At 48.6% G+C, this 18276-nt stretch carries 18 protein-coding genes; 15 read left to right on the forward strand and 3 right to left on the reverse strand.

Features of this window, described 5'->3' with window-relative positions; translation table 11 throughout:
- The first annotated feature begins 41 nt into the window (after window positions 1-41).
- The 8 genes from FGS84_RS00400 (at window position 42) to FGS84_RS00435 (ending at window position 7023) form a co-directional block, all read left to right on the forward strand.
- A complete protein-coding gene (locus tag FGS84_RS00400; RefSeq protein ID WP_138305776.1) occupies window positions 42-944 on the forward strand; it encodes a dihydroorotate dehydrogenase in 903 nt (300 codons plus the stop codon).
- A 92-nt stretch (window positions 945-1036) separates the two neighbouring features.
- Window positions 1037-1714: an orotate phosphoribosyltransferase gene (gene pyrE / locus FGS84_RS00405; protein ID WP_138305777.1), complete on the forward strand. Its 678-nt coding sequence runs from the start codon at window positions 1037-1039 to the stop codon at window positions 1712-1714.
- Window positions 1715-1743: 29 nt separating this feature from the next.
- A complete protein-coding gene (locus tag FGS84_RS00410) occupies window positions 1744-1893 on the forward strand; it encodes a hypothetical protein (RefSeq protein ID WP_044918417.1) in 150 nt (49 codons plus the stop codon).
- 15 nt (window positions 1894-1908) lie between these two features.
- On the forward strand, window positions 1909-2382 hold the full coding sequence (locus FGS84_RS00415) for a VanZ family protein (protein WP_138305779.1): 474 nt from the start codon (window positions 1909-1911) through the stop codon (window positions 2380-2382).
- Complete coding sequence (locus FGS84_RS00420) at window positions 2379-2702, forward strand: hypothetical protein (protein ID WP_138305780.1); 324 nt, start codon at window positions 2379-2381, stop codon at window positions 2700-2702. Before FGS84_RS00415 ends, FGS84_RS00420 begins: the two co-directional genes overlap by 4 nt.
- 16 nt (window positions 2703-2718) lie before the next feature.
- A complete protein-coding gene (locus FGS84_RS00425; RefSeq protein ID WP_138305781.1) occupies window positions 2719-4938 on the forward strand; it encodes an aminopeptidase in 2220 nt (739 codons plus the stop codon).
- Between the two features lie 202 nt (window positions 4939-5140).
- On the forward strand, window positions 5141-5875 hold the full coding sequence (locus FGS84_RS00430; RefSeq protein ID WP_138305782.1) for a sigma-70 family RNA polymerase sigma factor: 735 nt from the start codon (window positions 5141-5143) through the stop codon (window positions 5873-5875).
- Window positions 5872-7023: a hypothetical protein gene (locus FGS84_RS00435; protein WP_138305783.1), complete on the forward strand. Its 1152-nt coding sequence runs from the start codon at window positions 5872-5874 to the stop codon at window positions 7021-7023. The genes FGS84_RS00430 and FGS84_RS00435 overlap by 4 nt, the downstream gene beginning before the upstream one ends.
- Window positions 7024-7205: 182 nt before the next feature.
- Here FGS84_RS00435 and FGS84_RS00440 read toward each other — a convergent pair whose 3' ends face one another.
- Window positions 7206-8750, reverse strand: a complete 1545-nt coding sequence (locus tag FGS84_RS00440) for an ABC-F family ATP-binding cassette domain-containing protein (protein ID WP_138305784.1) — start codon at window positions 8748-8750, stop codon at window positions 7206-7208.
- Window positions 8751-8814: 64 nt separating this feature from the next.
- On the opposite strand from FGS84_RS00440, the gene FGS84_RS30685 reads away from it, so the two are divergent.
- The 7 genes from FGS84_RS30685 to FGS84_RS00470 all read left to right on the forward strand — a co-directional run bounded on the left by FGS84_RS30685 (window position 8815) and on the right by FGS84_RS00470 (window position 14954).
- Window positions 8815-9165, forward strand: coding sequence for a hypothetical protein (locus FGS84_RS30685; RefSeq protein ID WP_171042506.1), 351 nt, complete (start codon window positions 8815-8817; stop codon window positions 9163-9165).
- A gap of 374 nt (window positions 9166-9539) precedes the next feature.
- Entirely contained in the window at window positions 9540-10367 is an 828-nt protein-coding gene (locus FGS84_RS00445; RefSeq protein ID WP_138305785.1) for a PepSY domain-containing protein, read from the forward strand.
- A 551-nt stretch (window positions 10368-10918) separates the two neighbouring features.
- Window positions 10919-11434, forward strand: a complete 516-nt coding sequence (gene purE / locus FGS84_RS00450; protein ID WP_138305786.1) for a 5-(carboxyamino)imidazole ribonucleotide mutase — start codon at window positions 10919-10921, stop codon at window positions 11432-11434.
- 45 nt (window positions 11435-11479) lie between these two features.
- A complete protein-coding gene (gene purM / locus FGS84_RS00455; RefSeq protein ID WP_138306219.1) occupies window positions 11480-12511 on the forward strand; it encodes a phosphoribosylformylglycinamidine cyclo-ligase in 1032 nt (343 codons plus the stop codon).
- Window positions 12505-13095 (forward strand): phosphoribosylglycinamide formyltransferase, encoded by a 591-nt coding sequence (gene purN, locus FGS84_RS00460; RefSeq protein WP_138305787.1) that lies wholly within the window; start codon window positions 12505-12507, stop codon window positions 13093-13095. Before purM ends, purN begins: the two co-directional genes overlap by 7 nt.
- 65 nt (window positions 13096-13160) lie before the next feature.
- Window positions 13161-14435: a phosphoribosylamine--glycine ligase gene (gene purD / locus FGS84_RS00465; protein WP_138305788.1), complete on the forward strand. Its 1275-nt coding sequence runs from the start codon at window positions 13161-13163 to the stop codon at window positions 14433-14435.
- A gap of 213 nt (window positions 14436-14648) precedes the next feature.
- Complete coding sequence (locus FGS84_RS00470; protein ID WP_138305789.1) at window positions 14649-14954, forward strand: hypothetical protein; 306 nt, start codon at window positions 14649-14651, stop codon at window positions 14952-14954.
- A 547-nt stretch (window positions 14955-15501) separates the two neighbouring features.
- On the opposite strand, the gene FGS84_RS00480 is transcribed toward FGS84_RS00470, so the two are convergent.
- Both FGS84_RS00480 and FGS84_RS00485 read right to left on the reverse strand, forming a co-directional pair.
- A complete protein-coding gene (locus FGS84_RS00480) occupies window positions 15502-17580 on the reverse strand; it encodes a DHA2 family efflux MFS transporter permease subunit (protein WP_138305791.1) in 2079 nt (692 codons plus the stop codon).
- The gene (locus FGS84_RS00485) at window positions 17567-18127 is read right to left on the reverse strand and encodes a TetR/AcrR family transcriptional regulator (protein ID WP_138305792.1); all 561 of its coding nucleotides are present in this window, start codon (window positions 18125-18127) and stop codon (window positions 17567-17569) included. The genes FGS84_RS00480 and FGS84_RS00485 overlap by 14 nt, the downstream gene beginning before the upstream one ends.
- Between the last annotated feature and the right edge of the window lie 149 nt (window positions 18128-18276).

Genomic DNA, 18276 nt, shown 5'->3' on the forward strand with positions numbered 1-18276 from the left:
ACACGGCATGTATAGGTGAAAGATAGCGAGGTACCGTTTAGATGAATATGAGTGTAAAGATTGCCGGTGTGGAATTTAAGAATCCGGTGATGGAAGCGTCGGGCACATTTGGCTCCGGCATGGAATACAGTGAATTCGTGGATTTGAACCGTCTGGGCGCAGTGGTTACCAAGGGCGTGGCAAGTGTGCCGTGGCCGGGCAATCCCACTCCCAGGATAGCGGAAGTCTACGGCGGCATGCTCAATGCCATCGGCCTTCAGAATCCGGGCATTGACGTGTTCACAAAGAGGGATATTCCTTTTTTGAAACAGTATGATACAAAAATCGTGGTCAATGTCTGCGGAAAGACCACGGAAGAATATATTGACGTGGTGGAGCGCCTGGGGGACCAGCCGGCAGACATGCTGGAAATCAATATATCCTGTCCCAATGTAAAGGAAGGCGGAATCGCTTTCGGCCAGGACCCAAAGGCAGTTGAGGCCATTACCAGAGAGGTAAAGGCCCATGCAAAGCAGCCCATCATCATGAAGCTCAGTCCCAACGTGACAGACATCACTGTCATGGCCAGGGCGGCTGAGGCAGGCGGGGCAGATGCCATTTCTTTAATCAATACCCTGACAGGCATGAAGATTGACATTCATAAGAGGGCGTTTGCGCTGGCCAACAAGACAGGAGGGCTGTCCGGTCCGGCTGTCAAGCCGGTGGCTGTCCGTATGGTATACCAGGCTGCCCAGGCAGTGAAGGTTCCTATTATCGGCATGGGAGGAATCAGGAATGCGGACGACGCCCTGGAATTCATACTGGCAGGCGCCACGGCGGTTGCCATTGGCACGGCCAATTTCCATAACCCATATGCCACGGTGGAGACTGTGGATGGAATCCGGGCCTACATGGAGAGGTACGGAATTGAGGATATCCGGGACCTTATAGGAGCTGTGAGGTAGGAACAGCCAGGTAAGGCCGGGCCGGGTAAGACAGAAACAAAAGAAGCAGGTAAGAGGTTAAAAGACCCGTAAATACAGGAGGTTTAAGGAAGATGGAAAACTATAAGCAGGAATTCATAGATTTTATGGTTGAGAGCAATGTGCTCAAATTCGGTGATTTCACATTAAAGAGCGGACGCAAGTCCCCGTTTTTCATGAATGCAGGAAGCTATGTTACCGGAACCCAGCTGAGAAAATTGGGAGAGTATTATGCAAAGGCCATACACGACAATTTCGGATTGGATTTTGACGTGCTCTTTGGGCCGGCTTATAAGGGAATACCCTTAAGCGTGGCAACCACCATGGCAATCAGCGAACTGTACGGAAAGGATATCCGCTATTGTTCCAACCGCAAGGAGGTTAAGGACCACGGCGATGCAGGCATCCTTTTGGGCAGCCCTATCAAAGACGGGGACAAGGTAGTCATCATCGAGGATGTGACAACCTCCGGCAAATCCATTGAGGAGACCTTCCCCATTATCAAGGCCCAGGGAAATGTGGAAATCAAGGGACTTATGGTATCGCTAAACAGAATGGAGCGGGGCAAAGGCACAAAGAGCGCCCTGGATGAGATTAAGGATTTATATGGTTTCCCGACAGCAGCCATTGTATCCATGGCAGATGTGGTGGAGCACCTCTACAATAAAGAAAAAAATGGCAAGGTAGTCATCGACCATCAGATAAAGGCAGCCATTGACGCTTATTACGGGCAGTATGGAGCCCAGGCATAATGATGTATCCAAGAAGAAAGGCGATGAATATGGAGAGAGTGTATAAGACCATGCGTAACACAGGGGCCGGCTGCATAGCGGTGGGAGTCATCATAGCAGTGACCGGCCTTACGGTTGGAATCATTTCCATTGTAAACGGAGCTTTGCTGCTGAAACGAAAATCTGAGATTGAATTTTAGTAAGCGGGGCTGACAATGATAAGAAATACAACAAAGCGTCAAAAGCTGGGATGGGTATTATTTATATTGTATCTCTGTTTCCTGGCGTATTTCATGTTTTTTTCGGAGTCCTTTGGGCGTACGGACACAGACAGGGGGTACCAGTACAATCTGGTGCCCTTTAAGGAAATCACCCGGTATTTCCGGCATTATGATGTGTTGGGGCCAACACTGTTCATGATTAATATCATAGGAAACGTGGCGGCCTTTATGCCTTTTGGGTTCTTTCTCCCCATTATCAGCAGACGCAGTAAGAAGTGGTACAACACGGTTATGTTCGGTTTTGTTTTCAGCCTGATGCTGGAGACGCTGCAGCTGGTGTTCAAGGTGGGAAGCTTTGATGTGGATGATATGTTCCTCAACACCCTGGGGGCAGCCGCAGGCTATCTTTGTTACCGCCTGGTGCAGTGGACCCGGTGCAAATTGAGAAAAAGGAGGCTTTCACGTTGAGACAGATTGGCGATAAAGTATCGTATGTGAGGAATCCTTTTGCGAGAAACAGCTATTACTGTCTGGTACTGGCGGTGCTGGGACTGGCGTTGGGTGCAGCCAGCATGTATTTGTCGGTAGCAATGGCAGGCCAGGGAGGTCTGAATACAGGGGCCTATGGATTTTCCAGCCTTGTTGCAGCCCTTATGGGGCTGTGGTACGGGGTGCGCTCATTTATGGAAAAGGACCGCAATTACATACTGGCTAAGATAGGAATCAGCATCAGCATTGTGCTGGTCATTGTGTGGGCTGTGATTATCATAACCGGTATCGTAAGATAGATGGGAGTAGATGCAAATGGATTACAGAATCTTATTACAGGAAGAGAATGATGCCGTAAGGGAGCGTTACGAATTGTCCATGGAGCGTATCCGGTCCATGGACACAGAGGAGATGCAGCTGCCTTACGGCTGTTATTTTAAGAAGGTTTCAGCTTTTATCGGCCAGATAGAAGGGCTGGTGGAGCGGGTGGAAGGCACGGGCTTTAGCCGGAAAGGCGGAATGAATGAAGCTGTTCCGGCATTGGAGTCGCTGCAGAAGGAGAATCATGCCCTGTACCGTGATATTCTGCCTGAAAATTACGGAGAGAGCTTTGCCAATCCGGACCACGCGGTGGAGGTCCTGGGGGACGGATACGGCCAGCTTTTATCCTTTCTTTATACGGAAATCCGGGCGGATATTGTATATGCATTTGAAATGCGGCTTATGAATATCACCATATTGAACGAGCTGTTTCTGGAGGTATATAACCTGTTCGCCCAGGCATGGGAGGAAGGGAGGAAGGAGCCCCAGGAGCAGCTGATTAAGGATTCCCTGTACTGGTTTGTCAGCGACTATGCGGAGGTGACCGTGGACTGGCGGATTCGGGAAGGACTGGACCCGGCCCTTTCCTTTGGAACGGATATTGTGATGAAGCAGGACCTGACGGATTTGCGGTATCTCTATGCTTACGGGGAATACGTTTCGGAGACAGAGATAAAGCTGGCCTCTTTCATGAACCGTCTTCCCCAGGAGACCATTGACCGGATGGCATCCACATATACGGAAGGATTCAGGAAGGGGTTCCAGGTCATGGGCAGGGACCTGAAGAAGAAGCGCACCGTTGTGGTGGAATTCCAGCTGGGCTTTGAGCGCATGATTCGAAGGGCAATGGAGTATTTCCGGGAAATGGGGCTTGAGCCCATCTGTTACCGGGCGGCAGTGGAGTCTGTGAACCGCAGGGCCAACGGCCGCAGGGGATACTACGGTACATCCCCCAACAAACAGTATGATTATGACCACCGTTATGACAGCGCCTTTTACATGGGCAATGCCTTTAAGGAGAGAAAACTGGCTGTCCTGCGGTCTGCCTATGAAGCATACAGGAAGGAAGCTGACTGGTGCGCAGGGCCTGCTTTGGTGGAGACATTTGGTGAGGAAGGCTTTACGCCGGTGAATAAAAAGACCGCGCTGGCCCTCAATGCCCATCAGGAGGCGCTGACCGTTGCCTATGCCAATGAGTCCAGGCAGATTGTGAATCAATATATGCCGGGTGACGAGACCAGCTTTACCATCATTGCTTTCCCGAAGCCTGAGATTGGGCCGGATTTTGAGGCGGTTTTCAGGGAAACCATCCGAATCAATACACTGGATTATGAGAAATACCAGAAAATACAGCAATGCATTATCCTGGCCCTGGATGAGGCCGACCATGTGCTCATAACAGGCCGTGACGGCAATGAAACATCCATGAAGGTGGCCCTTCATCCGCTGAAGGACAGGACCAAGGAAACCAACTTTGAAAACTGCGTGTCCGATGTGAACATTCCGCTGGGGGAGGTTTTTACGTCCCCTGTATTGGCGGGGACAGAGGGTTTGCTGCATGTAAAGAATGTCTATGTGGAGGATTATCAGTTCAGGAACCTGCGCATGGTGTTTAAGGATGGCAGGGTAACGGAGTATTCCTGCGGGAATTTTGAGGCTGGCGGGGATGCCGGAACGGCCAGGGATGACGGGGAGGCCAGGGGCGCCGGGAACGGCGGAATGGCCGGGGATGCCTTGATACAGGGCCGGGCGCTGGTGAAGCAGGTTATTATGCGGAACCATGACTGGCTGCCTTTGGGAGAATTTGCAATTGGGACCAACACCACGGCTTACGCCATGGCCAGAAGGTTTTCCATCGGCGACAAGCTGCCCATCCTCATAGCTGAGAAGATGGGTCCCCATTTCGCGGTGGGTGATACCTGTTACAGCTTTGCGGAGGATTCGCCCATGTATAATCCGGACGGCAGGGAGGTCATAGCCAGGGACAATGAGATATCCCTTCTCAGAAGGACGGATATGTCCAGGGCGTATTTCAGCTGCCACACGGATATCACGATTCCTTATTCGGAATTGGGGGATATAAAGGCTGTAAGGGCCGACGGGAGCCAGATTGATATTATCTGTCAGGGCAGGTTTGTGCTGAAAGGCACAGAGGAACTGAATGAGGCGCTGGATGAGGCGGATAGCCGGCCGGATGGAATTGGCTGTAGATAAAATGTTTGGATGATAGTTGAGGGAGACACTGTTCCGGGATGGGATGGTGTCTTCTTTTTTGCGAAAAAATCACTTGTTCTATCCGATTTACAGATGGAACAAGTGGTTTTTTCTGTTATACTAAATAAAAAGCAATGAATTTTCCTGCGACCCCGGAACAGAAAAGGGGGCTGCGTATTCTATACTAAATGGAGGTGATATCTTGGGGGAAGAGCACCAGATAGTCCATCTGGTTTATGAGGCAAAGAAGAATCCGGAAGCAGCCGACCGTCTGATTGACCAGTATATGAATTTCATACAGGCAGAGACTGCCCGCTTTACCCAGGGTGTGCCGGTCCAGGGCAGGGAGGACCAGCTTAGTGTGGCCATGTTTGCCTTTTATGAAGCGGTCCGTGGATACGAGAGGGGCAGAGGCGCATTTCTGCCATATGCCGCCACGGCCATACGCCGCCGGCTCATAGATTATATCAGGAAAGAGGGACGCCACCAGGGACTGGTTTCCTTTGACGCTCCGGCAGGCCAGGAGGAGGAATCCCATGCCTTATGGGAAGTGACGCCTGATGAGAAAAACGGAATCCAGCAGTGGAATGTGAGGACAGCCACCAGGGAGGAGCTGGAGGAATTCCGAAGAAACCTGTCCGAATACAGCATAACCCTGTCTGATGTGGCGGATAACTGCCCCCGGCAGGACCGCACCCTTAAAGCATGCCATAAAGTGCTGGAGGCTGCCAAAAGGAATCCCAAGCTGCTGGAACGCCTGATGCAGAGCCATAAACTGCCCATCGCAGAACTGTCGGAGCTGTCCGGCGTATCCAGAAAGACCCTGGAACGGCACCGGACGTATTTGGTTGCCATTTTACTGGCCTACACGAACGGATATGAGATTATCCGCGGACATCTGTGCCAGATATCACCGGGAAAGGAGGGAGCCCTATGACCTATCTTGTAATGGAATGCCATCCGGCATATGTTATTGTCCTTGACAACCAGGGCAGAATGATAAAGGCTGCCAATCTGGGTTACCATGAGGGCCAGGTGATAGGAGAGATAATTGCCGCACAGATGCCGGGGGCTTCTGTCCTGCTCCGGCTGGTTCCTCTGGCAGCGGCTGCCTGTCTGTGCCTGGCAGTATTGGGAGGCGGTGCCTACGGCGCATACAGGGTGCCCTATGGCACCGTGGAGGTAAGCATCAATCCGGATGTAAGGATGTCCGTCAGCTATATGGACCGCGTGGTTGGTCTGGAAGGTGTAAATGAGGACGGAAAACAGCTCATTGACCAGGTATCATATAAGGGAAGTAATTCAGAATACATGACAGAACTTCTGGTGGAACGGGCCATGGAAATGGGATATCTGTCAGAGGGCGGGTCTGTGTATGTGGCTGCCTCGGGCGGCAGCGAACGCTGGAAGGAAAAGCGGGCGGATGCCATCCGCACAGGACTGGATACCCTTTTTAAGAACCGTATGCAGGTGGAGATACATGTTGAGAGTCTAAACAAAGACGGGACTCCTGCAGCCTCCCCCCATCATGATGCAGGAATGCCGGGAGGAACAGGAGGGGATAAGCCTGCATTCATCGGGGTACCTCCGGAGGGAATAAAGGAAGGGACGGATGGCAGCAGAGGCGATGCGGGCGGCACGGATGATGGTTCGGATAAAGGCGGCAGGGATGCGGATAAAGGTGATGATAAAGACGATGCCGGCAAAGATGATGATGATAAAGATGATGACGATAAAGGCGATGATGACAAAGACGATGATGATAAAGATGATGATGATAAAGATGATGCGGACAAAGGTGATGCAGACAAAGATGATGATAAAGACGATTCCGGCAAAGAGGATACTGATAACAGTGAGGATGATATAAAAAAGGGCAGGGATAAATCCGGAAATGATAAAACGGTGATAAAACGCAGTGATGCGGATGGCGACAGGGATAATGATGCGGATGATGCAGATGGCAGGGAACGGGATGATGCCAATCACGAAGATTCTGATAAGGATGATTCTGATAACGAGGACTCCGATGGCGATGACGACGATGATAGTGATGAGGATGATGATAAAGACGATGACGACTGACATCATGTACAGACCCTGTATTCTTCTGTTCCATAAAGATGTTTTAATAAGATTTTTTTTGAAGATATAATAAAGATAAAGGTTACAGCACAACTAAAAGAAGGACGGAGCCGGATGGACTGTGTGTTAGTATTCCATCCGGCCCCGCCTTTTAATTATTAATAAAAAGGGTTGCCGCACATTTAAGGGGAAGTATGGTCACCAATGTGTATGATACGGTCTGCCCAGCTGCGGTAAAATGATTCCTCATGGGAAACCAGCAGTATGGTTCCGGGAAAGCTCTTAAGGGCTGTCTTCAGCGCTTCTTTCGCCTGAATATCCAGGTGGTTGGTGGGCTCATCCATAATCAAAAAATTGCAGGGACTAAGAGTCAGCAGGCATAGTTTGACCTTTGCCTGTTCGCCGCCGCTTAATGTGCCCATGGGCTGCATGGCCTGTCGGCTTAAAATCCCGCAGCGTGTAAGATGCCGGCGTATCTTCTTGAGTATAAGCTCCGGATAAGCGTTGGAGACAATCTGTATAGGAGTCAGCATATCATTTTCCCAGACGAGCTCCTGGTCAAAATATCCGATTGTAACCTGTTGTGAAAACGTGAAGATACCGGACAAAGGAGCCAGGTTTTCTGTCAGCGTCTTCAGCAGGGTGGATTTTCCGATGCCGTTAAATCCCGTAACCACCACCTTCTGTCCGCCTGTGACGGAGAAATCCAGATGGGACAAGATTGGATAATCATAACCCACGGACAGGCGTTTTACGGACAAATGCAGGCATTTGGTCAGGGGGAGGCATTGAAAATAAAATTCCGGTTTGATTTCTTTTAGGTCCAGGGCTTCCAGCTTTTCCATACGGTCCAGCTGTTTTTGCCGTCCGCGGGCCATCTGGGATTTTCTTCCGGCTATGTTTTTTCGTATAAATTCCTCTGTTTGCCGGATTTGTTTTTGCTGTGCATTGTACTGTCGTATATGGTTTTCACGCAGAAATGCTTTCTTTTTCAGAAATTCCGAATAGGTGCCGTAATATTTGGTCAGCCTTCCGTTGTCTATATCACAGATGCGTGTACATATCCGTTCCAGGAATGCATGGTCGTGTGAAACGACCATAAAGGCATTTTCTGTGGTCGAAAGGTAACAGCCCAGCCATTCCACATGTTCCTTGTCAAGAAAATTAGTGGGTTCATCCAGGAGAAGGACATCCGGCTTTTCCAAAAGAAGTTTGGCCAGGATGACCTTGGCCCGCTGCCCTCCGCTCATGTCTTCCAGCGGACGGGACAGACCGATTGCTGTCAGCCCCAGGCCTGTAACCACCTGGGCAATACGGGTATCTATGGAATAAAAACCGCTGCGCTCCAGTTCCTCCTGATACAGCGATGCCTGGTTCTGCGCATCCATATTGCAGGCTGATGCCGCCTCATCATAAAGCTTTGTCATTTTAGTTTCAAGCTCATACAGACTGGCAAAGGATGATTTTAAAAACCGCTCCATGGTCATGCCATGATGGGTATTAGCGTACTGGTCCAGATAACCAATGGTAATACCGGGCTGCCAGACGACACGTCCTGAATCAGGAATAACCTGTTCCGTACAAATTTTGATAAGCGTACTCTTGCCGGTTCCGTTCTGGCCCACAATTCCCATATGTTCCCCGTGGTTAAGGGAAAGGTCAGAATCGCTGTAAAGACAGCTGTCACCATAAGTATGGGAAAGTCCTGTTATGTCTAATAAACTCATAATTGAAATACTCCTTTTATGTTTGATAATGTGCTGCAACGCATGGATGGACAGTAAATGCCGTATGAAAGCAAATGTGGAAGGAAACGTGGGAGGAAACCGTACATCTGATATCCGGGGCAAAAAAATAGGCAGAAGGTGGATGCAAATCATGCATCTGCCTTCTGCCATAAAAAATCAAAAAGATTTCCTCACATTACAAAAGGCCATGGACAAAACATTGTCCACAGCCTTTTATGCACGGATAACCACGGGAAAAAGAGCAATCAAACAAGCGGCAGCCTACACTTCTGCCTCCCGGTTATTACTCTGCTTCCCGATGAAATCACAAAAGCGCATAAGATACGCCGTACTCTGTACAATGTTTCATCGGTATGAATTGTACAGAGCTCTCTTTCTTCCGAGGTTGATTTAATATATAAAAGCCCATACTGCCTCTCCTTCATTACAATGCGGCAACTATATCACAGAGAAAGATATTTGTCAACATTGGCGGCCTGGATTCTGTATGGACGGTCTGGATTCTGTATGGGCGGTTTGCATTCTGTATGGGAGATTGCCTGGGGGTTGCCAGAGGACTTGATATGGGATAATGGAAGGGGAAAATAGCAGGAAAACTGGCGGCAGAACAGCAGGAGAAAACGGCTGCAAAAACAGCAGTAAGGGTGAAAATTAGTACAGAATAAAAAAACGAACTATTTTTTTCTTCTACCCCGGTTTCATGTTTAGCCCTTCGTATTCTATGAATGTAGATAAATAAATCATATAGAAGACAGGAGGAAAATAATTATGACGACAAAGAGGATTAAAAAGGCAGCTATATTGGCATGTGCAGGCTTCATGGCACTTACTTTACCGGGTGCAGGCAGCACGGCATTAGGGGCGCCTTCCGTTAAGGAAACAAGGATTCAGGAAGAAACCTGGGGACGTGTGTTCCTCAGCGCAGGTCCCAAAATCTCTCTTTCCTATGACCGGGAGGGGGAGGTCCTGGAGGCAAAGGGAATGAATCAGGACGGAAGAAGGTTATTGGAAGGAGCAGGTGATTTTTATGGTGTGGACTGCGACACAGTGGTTCGGAAACTGGTCAAGCGCATGGATGATAAGGGCTGGTTCCATCAAGACAGAAATGACAAGGAACTGGTTATTGAGTCGGAAAAGGGGTCCGTTTATCCCAGAACCGACTTCATGAAGGAGATGGAAGATGCTGCTTGGGATGTGGTTAACAGGCGCGGTATTGATATTACCATAACACTTAAGGATAACGGTAAACAGTCAGACCAGGTATATATAGGTAAGAATGAAGCCAAGCAAATCGCTATAAAGGAATTAGGGCTGAAGGAAAATGAAGTGACCTATAAGGATTGTGATTTGGATGACGGTGTATATGAACTGGAATTTTTGGTAAAGGGAAAGAAGCTTGAGGTGGATGTAAATGCCTCTACCGGTAAGATTGTGGATGTGGACTGGGACAATGCGGCGGGAGCCTGGGATGATGATGAGCGGGATGATGATGACCGGGATGACGATGAGCGGGATGATGACGACCGGGATGATGATGACCAGGATGACAATGACCGGGATGATGACGACCACGACGACAATGACCACGATGATTAATGCCAGTCATGGTCAGAGATAGGAGATAAGCGGCTGTTAATGGAACAAAAAATGTGAATCAGAAAGGATTAACGTGTATCCGGTTTCAAAGATTGAGACAATGTCTGAAATTACTCTGACAGGCCATGAGGCATCAGGGGAAGGATATATGAGGAATAAGGTAAGGATATAAGAAAAACAGAAAAAGGATACCGGAAGAAAAAAAGGGATTTTGCAAGGGAATGCATTGTGGACCACACTGGCTCCATATCTGCGCTCCCTTGCATATTTTTATTCATACTTTAGCAGGCACCAAGTACTTTAACGTATTTATTCGTGCAGTACAGTTTGGGAAATAAATTGTAAGCAAGGGGGGACAGGTGCTTTTGTGCAAATACCATACAAAAAACAATGGAAAATGCAGCAGACTTTTTTCAAGTTTTGTATTGACGGCATAAGCATTTCCTAGTATTATGATTATAAGTAGAATTAAGCTATATAAAGATACTTATAAGATAAACTAATAATAATTATCTACAAGGATAATGAGTTTTAGAAAAGGAGAACGAATAATGGCAAAAGTAGGAATTGTAATGGGAAGCGACTCTGATATGCCTGTTATGGCAAAGGCAGCTGAGATTCTGGATAAGCTGGGCATTGATTATGAGATGACAATCATTTCCGCGCACAGGGAGCCTGATGTATTCTTTGACTGGGCAAAAGCAGCAGAGGAAAAGGGATTTAAGGTAATCATCGCAGGCGCGGGCAAGGCAGCGCATCTTCCCGGCATGTGCGCGGCTATTTTCCCCATGCCGGTTATTGGAATTCCTATGAAGACATCTGACCTGGGCGGTGTGGATTCCCTGTATTCCATCGTGCAGATGCCAAGCGGTATCCCGGTGGCAACCGTTGCCATCAATGGCGGCGCCAATGCCGGCATCCTGGCGGCAAAGATACTGGCTACTTCCGATGCAGAGCTGCTGGCAAAGCTGAAAGAGTACTCCGAAAGCCTGAAGAACGATGTGGTGAAAAAGGCTGAGAAGCTGGAGCAGGTGGGCTATAAAGAATATCTTGCACAGATGAAATAGCGCGTATATAAGGGAAAATCAGAAAAAGAGAGGATAAAAACCATGATGGATTACAAGAAGGCCGGAGTTGATATTGAGGCTGGCTATAAATCAGTGGAATTGATGAAGGAATATGTAAAGGGAACCATGCGTCCTGAGGTTTTAGGCGGTCTGGGCGGATTTTCAGGAGCATTTTCCATGTCCGCATTCAAGGGTATGGAGGAGCCTACCCTGCTGTCCGGCACCGATGGTGTGGGAACCAAGCTGAAGCTGGCATTTCTGATGGATAAGCACGACACAGTTGGAATTGACTGTGTGGCAATGTGCGTTAACGATGTGGCCTGTGCAGGCGGAGAGCCTCTGTTTTTCCTGGATTATATTGCCTGCGGCAAGAATGTTCCTGAGAAGATTGCTACAATCGTAAAGGGAGTGGCTGAGGGATGCCGGCAGTCCGGTTCAGCCCTGATTGGCGGAGAAACAGCAGAGATGCCAGGTTTTTATCCGGAAGATGAGTATGATTTGGCGGGATTTTCCGTGGGAATTGTTGATAAGAAGGACCTGATTACAGGAGAGAACCTGTGTGCAGGGGACGTCCTGATTGGAATGGCTTCTTCCGGCGTACACAGTAATGGTTTTTCACTGGTGCGCAAGGTGTTTGAGAAGGAACTCACAAAGGAAGGCCTGAGCACATATTATGACGAGCTGGGCACCACCCTGGGCGAGGCACTGATTGCTCCCACCAAAATTTATGTAAAGGCCCTGAGAAACGTGAAGGAAGCAGGAGTTACCATAAAGGCATGCAGCCATATCACAGGCGGCGGATTTTATGAGAATATTCCGCGTATGTTAAAAGATGGCGTTAAGGCTGTTATTAAAAAGGACAGTTATCCCATTCCTCCTATTTTCAAGCTGCTGGCTGAAAAAGGACAGATTGAAGAGAAGATGATGTATAATACCTATAATATGGGGCTGGGCATGATTGTTGCCGTTAACCCTGCTGATGTGGAGAAGACCATGGAAGCCATGAAGGCAGCCGGGGAAGCTCCTTATATAGTGGGCTCTGTTGAAGAAGGAGAGAAGGGTGTGTCCCTATGCTAAGAGTGGGTGTACTGGTATCCGGCGGGGGTACCAATCTCCAGGCCATCCTGGATGCCATGGACAAAGGTGAGATTACCAATGCAGAGGTATCCGTGGTTATCAGCAATAACCCGGGTGCTTACGCGCTTGAAAGGGCCAGGAAGCACGGGATAGAGGCTGTATGCATATCACCCAGGCAATTTCCGTCCAGGGAGGCATTTAACCAGGCATTTCTCGCGAAAATAGATGAATATCATTTGGATTTGATTGTACTGGCCGGATTCCTGGTGATGATTCCTAAGGCCATGACCGAAAAATACGAGGGACGTATTATTAATATCCATCCATCCCTTATACCTTCCTTCTGCGGCGTGGGCTACTATGGGCTTAAGGTCCATGAGGCAGCCCTGGCCAGAGGGGTGAAGGTGACAGGGGCCACGGTTCATTATGTGGACGGAGGCATGGATACCGGTCCCATTATTCTTCAGAAGGCAGTGGAAGTGGAAGAAGGAGATACCCCGGAGGTCCTGCAGAGAAGGGTTATGGAGCAGGCTGAGTGGGTCATTCTGCCCAGGGCAATCAACATGATTGCCAACCATCAATAGTACCGGCATCCCTTTGACAGTAGCGCACATAATATGCGCATGTTTTCAGAATAAGGAGGAACTTCATGAAAGTATTGATAGTAGGCGGCGGCGGACGTGAGCATGCAATCGCATGGAAAGCAGCTCAGAGCCCAAAGGTGGACAAACTTTACTGCGCACCCGGCAATGCAGGCATTGCCAAGGTAGCTGAATGTGTTGACATCGGTGTTATGGACTTTGATAAGCTGGTCGCATTTGCCAGGGAACAGGCCATTGATTTGGTGGTGGTAGGACCGGATGACCCGCTGGCAGCCGGTGCGGTGGATGCATTTGAAAATGCAGGCATCCGTGTGTTCGGACCCAGAAAAAACGCCGCCATACTGGAAGCTTCCAAGGCATTTTCCAAGGATTTGATGAAGAAGTACAATATTCCTTCTGCTGCTTATGAGACATTTGATTCTCCGGAGGCAGCTCTTACATATCTGGAGACAGCCCCTATGCCCATTGTTCTGAAGGCGGACGGCCTGGCACTGGGAAAAGGCGTGCTTATCTGTAATACCAGAGAAGAGGCTAAGGAAGGCGTCAAGACATTGATGTTAGACAAGCAGTTTGGCTCTGCCGGTGACAGAATCGTAATTGAAGAATTTATGACAGGCAGGGAGGTATCCGTGCTCTCCTTTGTGGATGGCAATACCATTAAAATCATGACCTCGGCCCAGGACCACAAGAGGGCAAAGGACGGGGACCAGGGACTGAATACAGGAGGCATGGGGACCTTTTCACCCAGTCCGTTCTATACGGACGAGGTGGATGCGTTCTGCCGGAAGTATGTGTACCAGCCCACCGTAGATGCCATGAAGGCTGAGGGACGGGAGTTTAAGGGAATCATATTCTTTGGGCTGATGCTGACAAAAGACGGCCCCAAAGTGCTGGAATACAATGCCAGATTCGGTGACCCGGAAACCCAGGTAGTCCTGCCCAGGATGAAAAATGACATCGTGGATGTGTTCGAAGCCTGTGTGGACGGCACCCTGGACCAGATAGAGCTGGAGTTTGAAGATAACGCAGCCGTATGTGTGGTTCTGGCATCGGATGGATATCCGCAGCATTATGAGAAGGGATATAAAATAGAGGGCCTGGACCGGTTTGACGGACAGGACGGATACTATGTATTCCATGCCGGAAGCAAGTTCGATAAGGACGGCAATATTGTGACCAACGGCGGAAGAGTGCTGGGGGTTACAGCCAAAGGTAACACCCTGAAGGAAGCCAGGGCAAATGCTTATAAGGCTGCGGAGTGGGTGGAATTTGGGAATAAGTATATGAGGCATGATATTGGGAAGGCGATTGATGAGATATAGATGCCGAAAGATGTCGATTTTTCTTTGGAAATACAAAGGTAATATTGGATTACATCGGTAACAAAGAGTGTCTGCTGTTTTGCTATAGAAAAGGTAATATAAGGATTGTTACCTTTTAAAAACAGCCTTGGCATGCTGGATGTTCTCAAAACATTTTATAGAGGAACTGGAGACCGGGAGCAAGGTTTCCGGTTCCATATCAGAGTCTGCTATGTGACATACGACATCGTTACCGACAAGGGCGGGGACAGAACCGAACTACTTATTTTTTATGCGCAGGAACGGTCATCTGCGGAGGGGTACTGGAACGTGGAGGTCGGTGATAAAGAGATTTTTGGAAATTCCGTTGTGCTGAGAGATGGAAATACTGAAATTTTACGGAACCAGATGGGTAGCTTCCGTTTGATTTACAGTTGGAAGGCTGTGGATAAGGAAACTTCTAATTCACACTCCAGCTCGGAGGATTCTGATGAGGGAAGTGTTTCTCCCTGTAATGGCGGAGTTTGCAGCGGAAATTAGAGTATGAGGACATAAGACGACGGAACCGTGTTCTGGGTATGCTATATACCGGGAATTGGCTATGCTTCTGATAGGTGGTACCAAATCATATGGAATGGAATGCCGGGCTGGTATCATTTTGATGGCGAAGGAAAAATGATGACTGACTGGCAGGAGATTGACGGGAAACGATACCACTTTGAAACCCGGCCCGGCGGACCAATGGGGAGGCTGGATGCAGCGGTTCGGGAACCGGAGAAGCCGTGAAAAATATGCACAATCTGCGCTGATATAGTATAGAAACAAAAACTTTTTGGCCGATAAGCTATCATCTTTAAAAGCAATTTTATTTATTTGATTTTTGTATTTGGAGCTGCTGTGGAATAATTGAGAAATCAGCGATTCTGCAGCAGCTCTTGTTTTTTAAATAGGGGAATTTAAGGGTGCATATCCAGAATACCATAGTCTGCAGAGGAAAATCGAGTTCTTCTTGTCGGCGGGAACCCCCGGATTCAATACCCGCGGCGGGAGAGAATGGACCGGCTTTTTCTGTTGAAAAAAACAAAAATTATGAGGATTTGAAATGCCGGCTTCCCTCCACAATGAGTTCGGCACACCGGTCGATTCCTAAAAGCCCGCTGTTTAGGATCATATAGTAGTTGGAGGGAGAGCCCCAGACCTGGCCGGTATAACGTTTATGGTGAAAGGCCCGCTCTCCGTCTTTTTGCTTCATGGCAGCCTCCGTCTTTTCTGGAGCAATCCCATATTCCTGCTGAATACGCTGCCGTTTCTCTTCTGAAGTGGAGTGGATGAAGAGGCGGAAACAGCCAGGATCCTCTTTCAGGATGTAGTCGGCGCACCGGCCGATGATGACGCAGGAACCACTCTCGGCAATCTGCTGGATTACCTGTTTCTGGGCCTCATAGAGGCGGTCTGCCTCATTTAAATTGTCGGTATTGAAAAGATGGGTTTCAAAATTGCCGTAGCTTTGGGCGGCCCAGTCCCATGCGGCGTCCCGCAGAGAGATCCCTTCCTCTGCAGAGGCTACATATTGATGGGATAATCCGCTTTCTCTGGCGGCCAGGGCAATCAGTTCTCTGTCGTAAAAAGGAATTCCGAGAGCTTTGGCAACCTTTGCTCCAATCTCCCGGCCGCCGCTGCCGTATTCCCTTGCAATCGTGATAATCGTATGTTCAGGAGAACGTTCCGGTTTGGAAGAGGGCACTGTTTCAACCGTGTGGTCTTTCACTGAGGATTCTCCTTTGCCGCGTTTTTTCGGGTGCATCAAAACAGCACAAACGGCAAGCGAGAGAAATACGATAATAGAAGTTACCAAAAAGGAAGTTTCGATTCCCTTCATATCGCCGTGGCTTTTTGCAGAAGCCGACATGACGGATACCAAAAGAGCGCTGATGATGGAACCGCCAACCTGTCGAACGGTATTCATAAGTGCTGTCCCATGGGCGACAAATTTAGATTCTACAGAGTTCACGGACCAGGTTTGAAGCGGCTGGAGAAGTGCCACGACACCGAGCATGCGGAACGCATACAGAATGATTACAGTCATAAGAGCTGTTGTCGGTCCGATAAAGGAGAGGCAAAATGTTGCGCCGCCAAGAAAAGCAAGCCCTGCCAAAGAGAGAAGATAAGGGCCTTTTTTGTCCAATATTTTGCCGCAAAGAGGATTTAAGAAGGCCAGGAAAAGCGCACCTGGCAGCAGAACCAGCCCGGATATGGTGGCAGAGTACTGTCTTAAATTCTGGATGTAGATGGGCAGCAGAGTGGAAACGGACAGCATGGAGCCATAGGCAAAAATCAGCAGAATGGTTCCCAGGGTAAAATTTCTGTTTTTAAAAATTCTTAATTCCAAGAGGGGAGAAAAAAGCTTAAACTGCCGGAGGGCAAACAGGGCGATGCAAATGATTCCTACAACCAGAGGGCCGATGGTTGCAGCAGAGACGAAACCGTAATTTCCCTGATTTGATACACCGGTCAGCAGACCACAGAAGCCGATGGTCGATAAGATTACGGACAGAATATCCAGCTTTCCTTCCGCATGCCTTTTTTCGTCCGGAAGCTTGAAGAAAGCCAGGATAATTCCCAAGGCAGCCAGAAAGCACATAATATAAAAAATGGAACGCCATCCAAAGGAATCTGCAATCCAGCCGGCAAAGGTAGGACCGAAGGCCGGTGCAAATCCGGTGGTGAGTCCTACAATTCCCATAATGGAGCCGCGTTCTTCCGGCCTGTACAGGCGGAATGCCACTACCTGGGGAAGGGGAAGAAGAATTCCGGCTCCCAGAGCCTGGATGACACGGGAAAGCAGCAGAAGATAGACATTGGGAGAAAATGCGGCTGCGGCACAGCCGACGAAGAACAGGAATACGGAGGCCAGGTATAATTTTTTAGAAGAAAAATGTTCCATCAGATATCCGGTACACGGAATCATGACGCCCATAAACAGCAGATAACCGGTGGTAAGCCATTGGCCGATTCCTGCGGTAATACCGAATTCCGTCATAATTCTGGGCAGTGATGCAGTCATTACAGTCTGGTTCAGGGAACTGATGAAAGCTCCGATAATGATAATTCCAATGATAAGTTTACGATTTCCATGGTCTATTTGACAGTTTTCATTTGTTTTCAATAAAAAAATCCCCTTTCAAAAGCCGGCTGGCAATTTGTACAATCTGTTCCGTGTCTTCCATCCAGGCATTTTGCTGCCAGGTGCGGAGCATCTGGTAAGTCAGGCCGGCCAGATAACTTTCCAAATATGGGATTTCCTCCTGTGATTGTGATACCTGTTCTGCATAGAATGAAAACTCATTTTTGAAGAGATAGATGTTGTCGATGGCAAAGATATGGGAAAGCTGGTTGTCGAAGAGTACGGACAAAAATTTTTTGTGTTCGCTCCAAAAGTGAAAATAGACGGCCAGCATCTCCTCTATGGTCGGCGGAAGATTCTCCAGCCCGCCGGTAAAGAGAGAAAAGAGGACATTTAAGGAGTGCTCCAGGATATCTTCTTTCTGGTTAAAATTGGTGTAAAAGGTCTGCCTGGACAGACCCGCGTTTTTTGTGATATCTTCAATCGTGATATCTTTTAGCGGACGTTTGAGGAGCAAATGAACCAAAGATCTGGCCAGAGCCGTTCTGGAACGGAGCGCCGCAGGGTTTGTTGTATTTTTGTTAATCATTTTTTGTCACCTCCCAACAAATTATAGCATAGCGAAAAAACTTTTACAAGTGTAAATGTTTTCTGCCGCTCTCTTGGATTCTATGGATATCATGCTGGCTTGGGACGGCAGTTGCGCTGTCCTCCGGTTAAGAAAGAACGGAGATTTGG

The organism is Clostridium sp. 1001271st1 H5 (assembly GCF_005845215.1).
Classification (GTDB): domain Bacteria; phylum Bacillota; class Clostridia; order Lachnospirales; family Lachnospiraceae; genus Enterocloster.